Origin of the sequence: Claveliimonas monacensis, from assembly GCF_014982975.1 — a bacterium.
Classification (GTDB): Bacteria; Bacillota; Clostridia; order Lachnospirales; family Lachnospiraceae; genus Claveliimonas; species Claveliimonas monacensis.
Map to the genome: position 1 here is coordinate 84,886 of NZ_JADCKL010000001.1, position 14,514 is coordinate 99,399.

12 protein-coding genes and 1 pseudogene are annotated in these 14,514 nt (G+C 56.1%); 9 read left to right on the top strand and 4 right to left on the bottom strand.

The window, feature by feature from the left end; translation table 11 throughout:
- The first annotated feature begins 1 nt into the window (after position 1).
- The 8 genes from INF30_RS00380 (at position 2) to INF30_RS00415 (ending at position 8,744) form a co-directional block, all read left to right on the top strand.
- A complete protein-coding gene (locus tag INF30_RS00380; protein ID WP_226393885.1) occupies positions 2–1,351 on the top strand; it encodes a sensor histidine kinase in 1,350 nt (449 codons plus the stop codon).
- Positions 1,352–1,424: 73 nt separating this feature from the next.
- Positions 1,425–2,210: a polysaccharide deacetylase family protein gene (locus INF30_RS00385; RefSeq protein ID WP_226393886.1), complete on the top strand. Its 786-nt coding sequence runs from the start codon at positions 1,425–1,427 to the stop codon at positions 2,208–2,210.
- A gap of 132 nt (positions 2,211–2,342) precedes the next feature.
- Positions 2,343–3,077, top strand: coding sequence for a tRNA threonylcarbamoyladenosine dehydratase (locus INF30_RS00390; protein WP_226393887.1), 735 nt, complete (start codon positions 2,343–2,345; stop codon positions 3,075–3,077).
- Positions 3,078–3,100: 23 nt separating this feature from the next.
- On the top strand, positions 3,101–4,423 hold the full coding sequence (locus INF30_RS00395) for a replication-associated recombination protein A (protein WP_226393888.1): 1,323 nt from the start codon (positions 3,101–3,103) through the stop codon (positions 4,421–4,423).
- A gap of 128 nt (positions 4,424–4,551) precedes the next feature.
- Positions 4,552–5,505 (top strand): CPBP family intramembrane glutamic endopeptidase, encoded by a 954-nt coding sequence (locus INF30_RS00400; protein ID WP_087172834.1) that lies wholly within the window; start codon positions 4,552–4,554, stop codon positions 5,503–5,505.
- Positions 5,506–5,633: 128 nt separating this feature from the next.
- Complete coding sequence (locus tag INF30_RS00405; protein ID WP_033125358.1) at positions 5,634–6,398, top strand: ABC transporter ATP-binding protein; 765 nt, start codon at positions 5,634–5,636, stop codon at positions 6,396–6,398.
- Positions 6,395–8,350 (top strand): ABC transporter permease, encoded by a 1,956-nt coding sequence (locus tag INF30_RS00410; RefSeq protein ID WP_087172835.1) that lies wholly within the window; start codon positions 6,395–6,397, stop codon positions 8,348–8,350. The genes INF30_RS00405 and INF30_RS00410 overlap by 4 nt, the downstream gene beginning before the upstream one ends.
- A gap of 49 nt (positions 8,351–8,399) precedes the next feature.
- Entirely contained in the window at positions 8,400–8,744 is a 345-nt protein-coding gene (locus INF30_RS00415; protein WP_076777928.1) for a cupin domain-containing protein, read from the top strand.
- Between the two features lie 81 nt (positions 8,745–8,825).
- Here INF30_RS00415 and INF30_RS00420 read toward each other — a convergent pair whose 3' ends face one another.
- The 4 genes and pseudogenes from INF30_RS00420 to INF30_RS00435 form a co-directional block, all read right to left on the bottom strand.
- Entirely contained in the window at positions 8,826–9,503 is a 678-nt protein-coding gene (locus tag INF30_RS00420) for a DUF4340 domain-containing protein (RefSeq protein ID WP_226394178.1), read from the bottom strand.
- A 43-nt stretch (positions 9,504–9,546) separates the two neighbouring features.
- Positions 9,547–10,872 (bottom strand): GldG family protein, encoded by a 1,326-nt coding sequence (locus INF30_RS00425; protein ID WP_226393889.1) that lies wholly within the window; start codon positions 10,870–10,872, stop codon positions 9,547–9,549.
- 76 nt (positions 10,873–10,948) lie between these two features.
- A complete protein-coding gene (locus tag INF30_RS00430; protein ID WP_226393890.1) occupies positions 10,949–11,815 on the bottom strand; it encodes an ABC transporter permease in 867 nt (288 codons plus the stop codon).
- Positions 11,799–12,669, bottom strand: a pseudogene (locus INF30_RS00435) (ABC transporter ATP-binding protein). The gene INF30_RS00430 and the pseudogene INF30_RS00435 overlap by 17 nt, the downstream one beginning before the upstream one ends.
- Before the next feature lie 397 nt (positions 12,670–13,066).
- On the opposite strand from INF30_RS00435, the gene INF30_RS00440 reads away from it, so the two are divergent.
- A complete protein-coding gene (locus INF30_RS00440) occupies positions 13,067–14,464 on the top strand; it encodes an alanine/glycine:cation symporter family protein (protein WP_076777924.1) in 1,398 nt (465 codons plus the stop codon).
- Positions 14,465–14,514: the final 50 nt, after the last annotated feature.

A 14,514-nucleotide genomic window follows, 5' to 3' on the forward strand; every position in this document is an offset into this window, starting at 1 on the left:
GATGGCGGCAGAAACAGGAAAAATCTTATACAGCCTGGCGGGAGCGGCGGAGATCCTCATAGTTCTCATCCTGATTTCCCGCTATATTTATCTGGAGCCGGTCTTTAACACTAGGAGAAAATGGGCTCTCTTCTGGAGCATTTTCCTTTTCGGCCAGACAGCGCTCTTCCTGACCGTGGGGACAGACGGGGACCTGGCGGTCTTCTGGCCCCTCGCTGTCTTCGGGGGCTACACATCGGCGGTGAGGGACAGGCACAGGGCCAGGGGGTTCTTTCTATTCCTCCCGGTGACGGGATTTCTCATCGCGCCGGCCTCCCTCCTCTTCGGTATCCCCTACGTGCTGACCGGGGTCAGGGTGAGCGATATGGGAAATTCGGAGCTGCTTTTAGACCTTCTCATCTGGGGACTCCTGCTTCTGGCTCTCTGGAAGAGCAGAGAAGCCCGGCGCCGCTTTCGGGCGGAGGCAGCCCACAGAAGGCTGGGAAGGTGGGAGCGGAACCTCCTCCACGGCACGGGCCTTTTTCTCCTGGCCATTGGAGTGATGATCGCGGGGGGAGAGGAGCTGCCAGTCTCAGAGGAGGCGGCCAGGGGCTTTACCCTCCTTGCCAGCGTGGCGGCCGTGCTCCTGGAGGTGTCTGTGACCGCGCTCGTACAGCAGGGAAACAGGCGGTCCTACTACCAGTACATGGCAGACCTGAACCGGTCCTACCTGAGGGCGGAGCTGAAGCATTTCCAGGCGCGCAGGGAGAGTGACACAAGGCTCCGCATGTTCCGCCACGATATCCGCAATCACCTGCTGTGCATCCGGGAGCTGGCCGACAGGGGGAACTACAGCGGTCTCTCCGGCTATATCGGGGAGCTGGAGGGGCGCCTGGAGATGGCGGACACCTCCCTCCACTGCGGAAACGATATCGGGGATGCCATCCTGAATGAAAAAAATATGCTGGCAGTCCAAAGAGGCATAGAGATACGGCTGGACGGCCGGCTGCCATCCCCCTTGCCGGTAGATGCCGCGGACATCTGCGCCCTCTTTGCCAATGCCCTGGACAATGCCCTGGAGGCCCAGCCTCACGGCGGGTGGGTCCGGGTCCGCATCCGGCAGCAGGGGCAGATGCTCAGCCTTGTGTTTGAAAATCCGGCAGGAAATGCCAGGGCGGACATACCCCTGGGGCATACGGAAAAAGAAGACGGGGAGGAGCACGGCTTCGGCCTTCTCAATATGGAGTGGGCGGCAAGGAAATACCAGGGCACTCTCCGGCGGGAAATCCTGGAGCCGCCGGATGGCGGGCAGGGGGAGCGGATCTACCGCCTGGAAATCCTCCTCTTCCTTCCGGCGGAAAACAGGGCGTAAAAGGTTGCTGCCTCCGAATGTCCCGGGTGCCTCTCTCATATATATGAAGAAAAGCCCCAGGGGGAGAGGAAAGATGAAGCTTCCAGGGAAGAGGGCCGTGTTCCTTCTGTATGCCTGCGCCCTGCTCCTGCCGGTCCTGGCCGGCTCCTTCAGAGAACAGGCCGGGGCCAGCAAAATGACAGCGAAGACAGAGGCGCCGGCCCGGGAGACCGGCACAGGCGGCGGGACAGTGGAGACCGGTGCAGGAGGCAGGATGGCGGAGACCGATGCGGGCAGCAAGGCTGAGGCGCAGGAGGACGAAAAGTCCCGGCAGGTGGCGCTCACCTTTGACGACGGCCCCAGCCCCGACTGGACGCCAAAGCTGCTGGACGGACTGAAGGAGCGGAATGTGCGGGCCACCTTTTTCCTTATCGGCATGTACGCGGTGCAGTACCCGGAAATCGTGGAGCGGATGGACCGGGAGGGACATCTCATCGGGAACCACACCTATCACCACGTCCAGCTGGATCTGGAGGATGAGGAGCATCTGCGCCGGGAAATAGGGGATACAGACAAAGTCATCTACCTTATCACGGGAAAGCACACAGACTATGTGCGCCCGCCCTTTGGCGTCTGGGACGAGAGGCTGGAGGAGGAGCTGCAGGTACTGCCGGTCCTGTGGACGGTGGATCCGCTGGACTGGACTACGGAAAATACGGACCAGATCGTAGAAAAGGTAGTGACGGAGGCGGAGGATGGTGATATCATTTTACTGCACGACTGCTACGAGTCCTCCGTGGAGGCGGCGCTGCGCATCGTGGATATCCTCCGGGACGAAGGATTTGCGTTCGTGACGGCAGATGAGCTGGTGCTGCCCTGAGGGGCGCGCCGCTGCAGGGCGTGAGGCATGGACCGCAGGCATGCGCGGCGATATGAAAATCGGCGTTTCAGTGAAGGCAGCGCTGAAAAGCAGGGAAAAAAGCAGAAAGAAAAGGCAAAAAGGATGACAGAATTGAGAGAACAGGAATATACAGCAGATGAATTTGCAAGGACAGCGCTCCTCATAGGGGAGGAGAAGCTGCAGAAAATACGAAGCTCCTCGGTCATGGTGCTGGGGGTGGGAGGCGTGGGCTCCCACTGCATCGAGGCTCTGGCAAGGGCCGGGGTGGGGCGTCTCATCCTGGTGGACAATGACAGGGTGTCCATGACCAACATCAACCGCCAGTCCATCGCCTGCCACAGCACGGTGGGCCGGTACAAGACGGAGGTGATGCGGGAGCGGATACAGGATATCTGCCCTGAGACGGAGGTACAGACCTTTGAGACCTTTGTCCTGGCGGACAATACAGACCCGCTTTTTGCGGAGAGGCCGGACTACATCGTGGACGCCATTGACACGGTGACGGCAAAGCTGGCGGTGATCGAGAGGGCGGACAGGGAGCGCATCCCCGTCATCAGCTGCATGGGGACAGGAAACAAGCTCCATCCGGAGCTCTTTGAGATTGAAGATATAAGCCGGACCTCCGTGTGCCCCCTCTGCAAGGTGATGCGAAGAGAGCTGAAAAAGCGGGGGATCGAGCATGTGAAGGTGCTCTACTCCAAAGAAAAGCCTGTGGACGTATCAGGACGGGACACGGGGGAGGACAAGGGACAAAGGAGGAGCCTGCCGGGAAGCATTTCCTTTACACCCCCTGTGGCAGGCCTTCTCATCGCGGGGGAAGTGGTGCGGGATATAGCAGGACTTTAGGCTGGAAAGGTGGCAGAACAGATATGGATCTATTTGAGTACGCAAGAGAACAGAATATGGACAGGGAGTCTCCCCTGGCCTCCAGGCTGCGGCCGGAGACGCTGGAGGAGGTGGTGGGCCAGCAGCACATCATCGGGAAGGACAAGCTCCTCTACCGGGCCATCAAGGCGGACAAGCTGGGCTCCCTCATTTTCTACGGCCCGCCGGGAACCGGGAAGACTACCCTTGCCAAGGTCATCGCCCACACCACGAAGGCGGAGTTCACCCAGATCAACGCCACAGTGGCGGGAAAGAAAGACATGGAGGAGGTGGTCCGCCAGGCGAAGGAGCGGCAGGGAATGTACGGCCGCCGGACCATCCTCTTTGTGGATGAGATACACAGGTTCAACAAGGGGCAGCAGGACTATCTCCTTCCTTTTGTGGAGGACGGAACCATCACCCTCATCGGGGCCACCACGGAGAACCCCTATTTCGAGGTAAACGGGGCTCTCATCTCCAGGTCCAGCATCTTTGAACTCTATCCCCTGAGCAAGGAGGATGTGAAGACCCTCATCAACCGGGCGGTCTACGATAAAGAGAAGGGGATGGGCAGCTATGACGCGGTGATCGATGAGGACGCTCTGGAATTCCTGGCGGACGTGGCGGGGGGAGACGCAAGGAACGCCCTGAACGCGGTGGAGCTGGGTGTGCTGACCACAGAGCGGTCCGCCGACGGAAAGATCCACCTGACTCTGGAGGTGGCCTCCGAGTGCATCCAGAAGCGGGTGGTCCGCTACGACAAGACCGGGGATAATCACTACGACACCATCTCCGCCTTTATCAAGAGCATGAGAGGGTCAGACCCGGATGCGGCCGTGTACTATCTGGCCAAAATGCTCTACGCGGGGGAGGATATCAAGTTTATCGCCCGCAGGATCATGATATGCGCTTCGGAGGATGTGGGAAATGCGGACCCTATGGCTCTCACCGTGGCGGTCTCCGCCGCCCAGGCGGTGGAGCGGGTGGGGATGCCGGAGGCCCAGATCATCCTGTCCCAGGCAGCGCTCTACGTGGCCACGGCCCCCAAGAGCAACTCGGCGGTGAACGCCATTTTTGCCGCCATGGAGAATGTGGGGCGCTGCAAGACCACCGTGCCTGCGCATCTTCAGGACGCCCACTACAGGGGGGCGAAGGACCTGGGCCGCGGCACAGGCTACAAGTACGCCCACGATTACCCGAACCACTATGTGGAGCAGCAGTACCTGCCTGACGAGATACAGGGCACCCGGTTCTATGAGCCCGGGGACATGGGATATGAGAGGCGGATCAAGGAGCATATGAGAAAGATAAAAGGACAGAAGGACTGACAGAGGGACTGACGGGCCCGCAGCTCCTTTACACCTTTCACAACAAAAAGAGCACCATTCGCAACAGAGGATGTGTGCTCTTTTTGTCTGGGGGCTATAGTAGGGGTACAAGGAGGTAACAAAGAGAGATGAAAAAACAGGTACGGAAAATGACAAACCGCACAGCGGGCTATATTTTTTTCTACAATCTGATCATGGTAGCCGTCATGTTCGGAGCTGTCGCTATCAGGACCATCGCCATCATGGCCGGAGCCGGGTCAGAGCAGGCGGCAGACCGGGCGGTGGGGGCCTTTGGGCAGAACATGGGCTCTTTCCTGGGGATACTGAGTATTGCGGGCGTGTGCGGAGGACTTCTCTTCCTGGCCATAGCCAGCCGCAGGACAGGTCTTGTGAGGGAGGCATTCCGGAGCAGCCGAAAGATGGAGGCCGGAAATTTTATCCGGATATTCTGCGTTTTTATGGCCTGCCAGACAATCTTTACTGTGGCGGCTCTCCTGGCAGAACTGGTCCTCAATCCCTTTGGACTGACTCTTAAGAACGCGGCTGAGAGTGCATCGGCAGTGAGCGGCGACCTGCCCATGTTCCTCTACGCCTCCCTGATAGGGCCTGTGGCGGAGGAGCTTGTATTCAGGGGATTTGTATTGAGAAGGCTGCTGGGAGGGGGCAAAGGGTTTGCGATCGTCCTGTCCGCTGTCCTCTTTGGCGCCATGCACGGGAATTTCCTGCAGGGCACCTTCGCGGTGGGAGCGGGGCTGGTCTTCGGATATGTGGCGGTGGAGTACTCCATAGGGTGGTCCATCCTGATCCATGTTCTCAACAATCTGGTGTTCAGCGACCTCCTGGGGCGGCTGGCGGGGGCTCTCCCGAAGACGGCCGGGGCGGTGCTGGAGTACGGCGTGCCGGGATTTTTCTTCCTGGCGGCCTGCGTCATCCTTGTGAAGGAGAGAGAGAAGGTCGTCTCCTGGTGGCGGCGGAACCGCCCGCCCAGGAGGTACTGGCTGTGGGCTTTCACCACCTTCTGGATGCTCCTCTTCCTCATCATGGAGACAGTGGTGGCTCTGGAGGGAGTGAGCCGGCTTTAGGGAGACAGCCGCTGTGTGACAAAAATGTAAGGTACAGACCTGGAAATGTAATATGAAAAAATGGATAGCCTGCCTTTCCTTCGGTATAATGTCTACAGAACATACGAAGAGAAAGGCAGGTTATTTTCATGGCATTACTGGAAGTGAAAAATGTAAAGAAAATATATACGACCCGGTTTGGCGGCAGCCAGGTGGAGGCGCTGCGAAATGTGAGCTTCTCTGTTGAACCCGGCGAGTATGTGGCGATCATGGGTGAGTCCGGCTCAGGCAAGACCACCCTCCTCAACATCCTGGCGGCGCTGGACCAGCCGACCGCCGGGAGAGTCTATCTGAAGGGAAATGATATCGGAAAGGTGAAGGAAAAGGAGATGGCGGCCTTCCGCAGGCAGAACCTGGGTTTTGTCTTTCAGGACTTCAATCTGCTGGATACCTTTTCCCTGAGGGACAACATTTTCCTGCCCCTGGTCCTGTCGGGAAAGAAGTATGAGGAGATGGACCGCCGCCTCCAGCCCATAGCGCAAAAGCTGGGTATCCGGGAAATCCTTGGCAAATTTCCCTACGAGGTGTCGGGAGGACAGAAGCAGAGGGCCGCGGTGGCAAGAGCACTCATCACAAAGCCCCAGCTTATCCTGGCAGATGAGCCCACGGGCGCCCTGGACTCCCGGTCTGCAGACGAGCTGCTGGGAATGTTCATGCAGATCAACAGAGACGGCCAGACTATCCTCATGGTGACCCACAGTGTGAAGGCGGCCAGCACGGCGGGGCGGGTCCTGTTCATCAAGGACGGGGAAGTGTTCCACCAGCTCTACAGAGGCAGCCTGACAAACGAGCAGCTCTACCAGAAGATTTCGGACACACTGACCGTTCTGGCTACGGGAGGTGAGAAGAGGTGAGCAGCAGGATCTACGCAAAGCTGGCGGTTACCAATATAAAGAACAACGGGAAGACCTATGTTCCCTTCATGCTGACGGCCGTGCTCACGGTCATGATGTACTACATGATGGATACTCTGGCCAGGAATGACAGCATCGGAAACAGGAATGTGACCACAGTCCTCTTCCTCACCATACCGGTGATGACCCTTTTTTCCCTCATCTTCCTGTTTTACACAAACAGCTTTCTCATCAGGAGGAGGAAGAAGGAGATTGCGGTCTACAATATCCTGGGCATGGGGAAGGGACACATCGGCAGGATGCTCACTGTAGAGACGCTGATCATATGGGCTGTCAGCCTGGTGCTGGGGATACTGGGAGGCATGGTCTTCGGGAAGCTGATGCATCTTCTCCTCCTGCGCATCCTGCAGTATGATGTGGGCATACGCTTCCATATCTCCCTGCCCTCCATCCTCTACACGGCGGTCCTCTTTACCTTTATCTTTTTCCTGACATGGCTCTACAACCTTTTTCAGGTAAAGCTGGCCAATCCGGTGGAACTCCTGCGGGGCGGCAATGTGGGGGAGAGGGAGCCGAGGACAAAGTGGCTCCTTGCTCTTGTCGGCGTGCTGGCAATGGGAGTGGGATACTATCTGGCGATCACTACGGAGCGGCCCATTGACGCCATCGACACCTTTATCGTGGCAGTCGTCCTTGTTATCATAGGCACCTACTGTCTCTTCATCGCGGGCAGCATCGCTGTCCTGAAGGCGCTCAGGAAAAAGAAAAATTTCTACTACAAGGCAAATCATTTCACAGCGGTGTCGGGCATGATCTACCGGATGAAGCAGAACGCGGCGGGGCTTGCCAATATCTGCATCCTGAGCACCATTGTGCTGGTGCTCATCTCCAGCACGGTGAGCCTTTACGCGGGGATGGAGGATATACTGGACCAGCGGTTCCCCTACGATTACTGCATCACCACGGCGGACGCCTCCGATCCGGCGACCATTTCGTCCATAGACCGGATCGTGGAGGAGGAGCTCTCTGCCCGCCATGTGGAGAAGGAGGACGGCATGTCCTACAGGTACGGCGCCACCGCCGTGCTCCGGCAGAGCGACACAGCCTTTACCAACAGCCAGACTGTGGACTACACGGTGGAGGATATACAGGAGATGTATTTTATCCCTCTGGAGGACTACCAGAAGGTCCAGGGGGACCCCACGGAGCTCGCCCCGGACGAGGTCATCCTCTTCGTCACCGACGAGGGCAGCTACGGCCGGGACACCATCACAGTCAACGGAAAAGAGCTGAAGGTGGTGAAGGAGCTGAAGGATTTCCGGCTGGAGGACAAGAGCGTGGCCCGGGTGGTCACCGGCTGGTATCTGATCATGCCGGATGTGCAGTCCATACTGGATATGGGCGTGGTGAACGGCGCTCTCCAGTACTCCACCTACTTTGATATGGGAGGCAGCCGGGAGGACTGTCTGGCGGCGGTGCAGAGCATTGCGGACCGTGTGGGCCGGGAGGTGCCCGGGGCTGTGTGCGAGAACAGGGAACTGAGCCGGGAGAACTTCTTCTCCCTGTATGGAAGTCTCTTCTTCATCGGCCTCTACCTGGGTTCCATGTTCCTCATAGCCACCGTGCTCATCATCTACTACAAGCAGATTTCAGAGGGCTACGATGACAGGGAGCGGTACCAGATCATGCAGAAGGTGGGCATGGGAAAGCGGGAGGTCAGGCGGTCTATACGGAGCCAGGTGCTTCTGGTGTTCTTCCTGCCCCTTGTGGTGGCGGTGATCCACATTGCGGTGGCCTTCAATGTCATCGACAAGCTGCTGGCCATGCTGGGTCTTGTCAACACGCCTTTGTTCCTGGCCTGCACGGCGGCCACGGTGCTGGTGTTCGCCGTCTTCTATGTGATGGTCTTTGCCGTCACGGCGAGAGAGTATTATAAGATTGTCAATGAGTGAGACAGTGTGATAAAATAGTGGCAGATCAGTTCAAAGGAGGAATGTCACTATGACAAAAGCATCAGAGAGAGAGACTGTCAAGGCAGAGCATGTCAACGGCGGCGCGGGATTTATCATGAAGGAGGCCCTCATCACAGGCGAGGAGCTGGGAGAGCACTGCAAGATGTTCAGCCGCGTGACCATAAAGCCGGGCTGTGAGCTGGGCCATCACGAGCACCACGGGGAGACAGAGACCTACTACGTGCTCAGCGGCAGCGGCATGTACGACGACAATGGGAAGGCAGTTCCCATCGAGGCGGGGGATGTGACCTTCTGCAAGGACGGGGACGGCCACGGGGTGAAGAACACAGGGACAGAGGATCTGGTCTTTGTGGCCCTCATCCTGAAAAAATAACAGGAAGGACAAGATGAAAGAGGGCGGACCTGCGCCCGGGAGCTTCTCCCGGATGCGGTCCGCCCTTTGCGGTGCACGCGATCATTCTTCTGTGCTGTTTCCTATGCCAAGCAGGTTGTTCAGCACATCGCTGCTCACCAGGTACACCAGGTCGGAGTCCTGCACCTGCACGTACCTGGTGCCGTCCCCCGAGTCGCTGCCCAGGTAGAGGGTGTAGGTCAGACTGCCGCTGTCCTCCTCTTCGCTGTCCCCGGAGTCAGAGTCGGAGCTGTCGGAGGATGACTCCTGGTAGGTCAGGGTGACCGTGGTCCGGGACGCTTCGTCCAGTCCGAAGGTCGTCAGCTCCTCCGCGGTGGCGTGATAGCTGGCCAGGTCAGTGAGGGTCATGGCCCCATATCCGCCGGCGATGGTGGCGATGGTCTCGCTCTGCTCCTCATCGTCGGAGGAGTAGGTGGTTGTCTGCCCGTTCTCTGTAAATTCCGCTGTCAGAAGATTGCCGCTCCCAATGGCGGGCATAGTGTCCTTCTCTACCAGCGTGTCCAGATCGTACTGTAGGACAGATACAGACGAGCTGGTGACTGTGTAGACAGGCGCCTGGGCGCTGTCCACAGTGAGATAGTAGTTCTCATCCGCCGCGTCCCCGACGGAGAAGGTGGTGGTGTTCCCATCGGCGTCTGTGGCCTGGACTGTGTAGGCCGGACTGTCAAGCCCGTAGTCGGACAGAGCGTCCGGCTCGTCGATCTGTCTGGTGGCAGTCAGGGAGGCGTAGGTGTTTTCTTATATCCATATCCAGATTTCCTCCTTACGCTTTTCTACGCTTCATCCACCGGCGCAGGCCGTACAGCAGGAAGACGACGGGGATGCCGACGATGGCTGCCAGACCGATGAGACCGGTGTACTGCATGGTGTTGTACTCGATCTGCAGGCTCTTGGGCTCGATGGAAAGGTTCTCTATGTCGTCAAAATTGGCAGTCACAGAGTTCACGAACAGAGTCAGGTTCTCGATATTGGTAAACTGGCTCGTGATAGTCTCGTCGATCAGGGACTCTGAGCTGATGACCGTGAGCCGGCTGTCGTTCTCCGTGGCCGTGGCTCCCAGCACATAGGTCCCCTGAGTGGACTGGCCGTCCTCTGTCACAGCGTAGCCGCTGGAGGAGGTGGTCATGAAGGGGGTCAGAGTGATGGTGTCCCGGGAGGGAGTTCCCTCCACCAGCCCGTTGGCATTGACCAGGAGGACCATATCTGACTGGAGCTCGTTTGCCATGTCGCCGGACACGGAGAGCTCGGGAAAGATGTAGTAGTAGTTTCCCTGGTAGCTCCTCTGCATATCTGCAATATAGCCGCCGGCAGAGGTCAGCCCGTATGTCTCCAGGAAGGAGGCCAGGTTGGGAGTCTGGCTGACATCGCTGCCCAGGATGACAAAGAGGTGGCCGCCTCCGTCCATATAGTCCGTGAGCATGGAAACCTCGTCCTCCGACAGGTCGTTGGCCGGGGCGTCCATGAGGAGCAGGTCACAGTCCTCCGGGATGGAGGAGGCCATCATCAGGTTCAGCTCGGTCAGTGTCAGGGAGGACTTGCCCAGCAGGTCCGTGACAGAGGAGGACAGAGAGCTCTCCCCGTGGCCGGAGGTGTAGTACACATTCCTGGTCACGTCTGTGGTCACATAGTTGACGGCGCTGGACAGCTGCCCCTCTCCGTCAAACTCCGATTCAGTGGCGCTCCCGGTGGTGTAGTAGGACATCTCATCGTAGTTGATGATATCGCTGAAGGCGACCGTCGTGCTCCGGTCCGTGTCATCGCAGGATACCACGATGGTGTCGGAGTCAGCGCTGTAGGTTGTGAGAGCCGAGGGGTGCAGCACCGGGTCGATCCACTCCACGCTGATGTGGCTGGAGAGGGCGCTGTACCTGTCTATAAAATTCCGGATGCGCTCGTCCGTGCTGCTTTTGTCAGCCAGCACCGTAAAAGTCACATCCCTGTCCAGACCGTCCAGCAGTTCCCGGCTCGTGTCCGTGATCTCGTAGATGTTGTTGGTGCTGATGTCGATCTGCCGGACCTGGCTGGGAAGCTGCCCCACAATGAGGTTGATGAGCACCACAATGGCGATAACGAGGGCGGTCAGTCCCACGCTGTAGCTGCCCTGCTTTGATGCAATACTGTTTGTTAAATGAATGTTTGATCTTATCCATGATTTTGCGTTCCTCCTAACTCCAGCGTCTTTTCTGTATGGACTGCATTGTCAGGAAGATGAAGAGCCCGATGACAGAAAGGTACAAGATGATACTGCCTGTATCCAGCAGGCTGCTGGCCACTACGTCCGTCAGAGGCGCTGTCAGATCCAGCTTTCCCAACACATCTGGCAGCAGGTTCTCATAGAGGCTGGAATCTACTGCGTAGACGATAATACCTGCGGCCAGGAAGAAGAGTTCCAGGACGCCTGCGATAACCAGATTCCCTGTTATGTGCCAGACAAGGACACTGACCAGACTTAAAAGCACCAGGAGAATGATCAGGTTCAGAAGGGCGGAAGAGGGCAGGAAGCCTAAAATTCCGTCCCACAGATAGAGGACCAGAAGCACGCCGAAAGAAGAGATGGCCGCAATGATCTGACTCTCTGTCAGGGAGGAGAGAAACATGCCGATGGATATGAACACACACCCCATCAGGAAGAACATAAGGATGCCGCAGTAGTCAGTCAGCAGATAGGCATTTCCCTGCATCTTGATTACAAGTGGATAGAGACAGAATACCAGGCTGGGGATCAGGTAGACTGTCTCCATGGCCAGATATTTTCCCATAACGATCTGTCCCAGGGACACCGGGGCTGTCAGAAGAAGCTGGTCTGTCCTGCTTTTCCTGTCTTCCGAGAAGCTCTTCATGGTGAGTACAGGGATGGCGATCAGCAGAATGAACACAAGGGAACTGAGCACATAGGAAAATATGGGATATCCGTAATTCAGGTTGTACGCCATGAAATATACTCCTGTAAAAGCAAGGAAAAAGGCGATAAATACGTAACCGATCATAGAGTGGAAATAGGAGTCCAGCTCTCTTTTATAAATTGCTCTCATCTGTTGGATCCTCCTTTGTGCTGTCATTGTTCCGGGAGGACTCTGAAGAGGTGAGCTCCAGGAAAATATCCTCCAGAGTGGTCCGGGTGTTGGCCAGGCGGAGCAGAGGAAGCTCGTTTTTGCAGAATGTCCAGAAAATATCCTCGCGGGCTGCCTTTGACGAGCAGCTCTATCGTCTCGTTCCCTTGCATCTTCTGTTCCAGGTTTTCCGGCGTGTCGCTGGCTACCAGCTTTCCCTGGTAGATGATCATGATGTGGTCGCAGACCTCCCGCACCTCGGACAGGATGTGGGAGCTGAGGATAACGGTGTGGTCTTTGGCAAGTCCTCGGATCAGCTGACGGATCTCAATGATCTGCTGAGGATCCAGGCCGACTGTGGGCTCATCCAGGATGATGATCTCCGGGAAACCGATGAGCGCACCGGCAAGCCCGACACGCTGGCGGTAACCTTTGGAAAGGTTTTTGATGAGTCTGTTTTTGACAGGCTCCAGACGTACCAGGCTGATCACCTGGTCAAGCTGTGCACTCTTGATGCTTTTGTCGATGAGTTTCAGAGCAGCCACAAACTTCAGGTATTCCAGAACTGTCATGTCCATGTAAAGGGGCGGCTGCTCCGGCAGATAGCCGATATCCCTCTTGGCCTTGTAAGGTTCTGCGAGGATATCGTGCCCGTTGATGAGTATCTGGCCCTCGGTGGCCCCAAGGTACCCTGTCATGATATTCATAGTTGTGGATTTCCCTGCGCCGTTGGGCCCGAGGAATCCATAGATCTGTCCCTTCTGGATGGTAAAATTCAGGTGATCTACAGCCATGTGATCGCCGTAGTATTTCACCAGATTTCTGACTTCGATCAAAGTGATACCTCCTTTAGATTACAATTTCTCATCATTTTAGTAAGAGAATGTGTAGGAAATGTGACCAAAGTCTGAAAATTGTTTGGGCTTGTCCCTTGACATGGCCGGTTTTTCGGGCGTATAATACATCCATGCATAATAGGTGTGGGCGAAGGTGTCTAATAAGTCTTCGCACATGCCTTTTTTGTATTCTATAGCATACATGAAATTCAAAGAATATATATTATTCTTATAACTGCTGTTATTTATATGTTATATTTATAACGGGTATTGCCATTATCAGAAAATTCTGATAGAATGTTATAAACGAACATGAAGAGGAGGCAGTTCTTCGTGTATTGTTATGTAGCTGTTTGTAAAGGAAAATCGCAGAGAAAAAAGAAAAAGGGGGCATTTTATGTTTGAATCTATCAGTAATGCAATCTATGCGATCGACGATGTGATCTGGGGATGGTGGATTATCATCCTCCTCTTTGGAACCCATGTATTTATGACATTCCGCACTGGCTTCATCCAGTGGAAGTCTATCAGCAAGGGAATCAAGCTTTCCGTTACGAGAGATCCTGAAGCGGAAGGTGAAGTATCCAACTTTGGAGCCCTGACTACAGCCCTGGCGGCTACTATCGGAACCGGCAACATCGTCGGCGTGGGAACAGCCATTGCTCTTGGAGGCCCCGGAGCGGTGCTCTGGTGCTGGCTCTCCGGTGTGTTCGGGATCGCCACAAAGTATTCCGAGTCCCTGATCGCCGTGAAATACCGCGTGAAGACAAAGGACGGACGTATGCAGGGCGGTGCCATGTACGCTCTCTCCAGAGGACTGAAATGGCAGCCCTTCGGCAAGATACTGGGACTTATCTTCGCTATCTTCGCTGGCTTTGCATCCTTTGGTATCGGATGTGCCACGCAGGTGAACGCTATCGCTAACATCGTGGAGGAGAACGTGGGGATTCCTGGCTGGATCATCGGTATCGTGATCGCAGTGCTGACAGCCATCGTTATCTTCGGCGGCATCAAATCCATCGCAAACGTGTGTGAGAAGCTGGTGCCCTTCATGGCCATCTTCTATGTGCTGGGATGTCTCATCATCCTCGGCATCAACTACGATTATATCATCCCGGCCATCAAGACGATCTGCACCTTGGCCTTCACACCGGGCGCCGCGGCAGGCGGACTTGTGGGAACAGGTATCATGGCAGCTATGAGATTCGGTGTTGCCAGAGGCCTTTTCTCCAATGAGTCAGGTATGGGTTCCGCTCCCATCGCGGCTGCAGCAGCACAGACAAGGAACCCGGTGCGTCAGGCGCTGGTATCCTCCACAGGTACATTCTGGGATACAGTTGTTGTTTGTCTTATGTCCGGACTTGTTATCGTGACATCTGTTATGAAGAACCCGAATATCAATGCGGATGAGATTGAGGACGGCGGTGTCCTGACAACACTTGCTTTCCAGCAGATCCCCTATCTTGGACCTATCATCCTGACACTTGGTATTATCTGTTTTGCATACTCTACTGTTCTTGGATGGGCTTATTACGGAGAGCGTGCAGTTGAGTACTTTGCCGGGAAGAAAGTTATTTACGTGTACCGTACCCTTTACATCCTTGTGGCAGCGATCGCTCCTATCGTCGCCCTGGACGTTGTATGGGCTCTGGCAGACATCCTGAATGCGCTGATGGCTGTGCCTAACCTGATAGCTGTACTCCTTCTGTCCAATGTTATAGCAAGCGAGACGAAGAAGTACATAAACGATCTGGACGCCTGGTCCGAAGAACCTGTACCGGTTATTGACGACTGATCGTAATTAAAAGGTAAAAAAAGTTCTTGACAAAAATGCTTTGTCAGAGT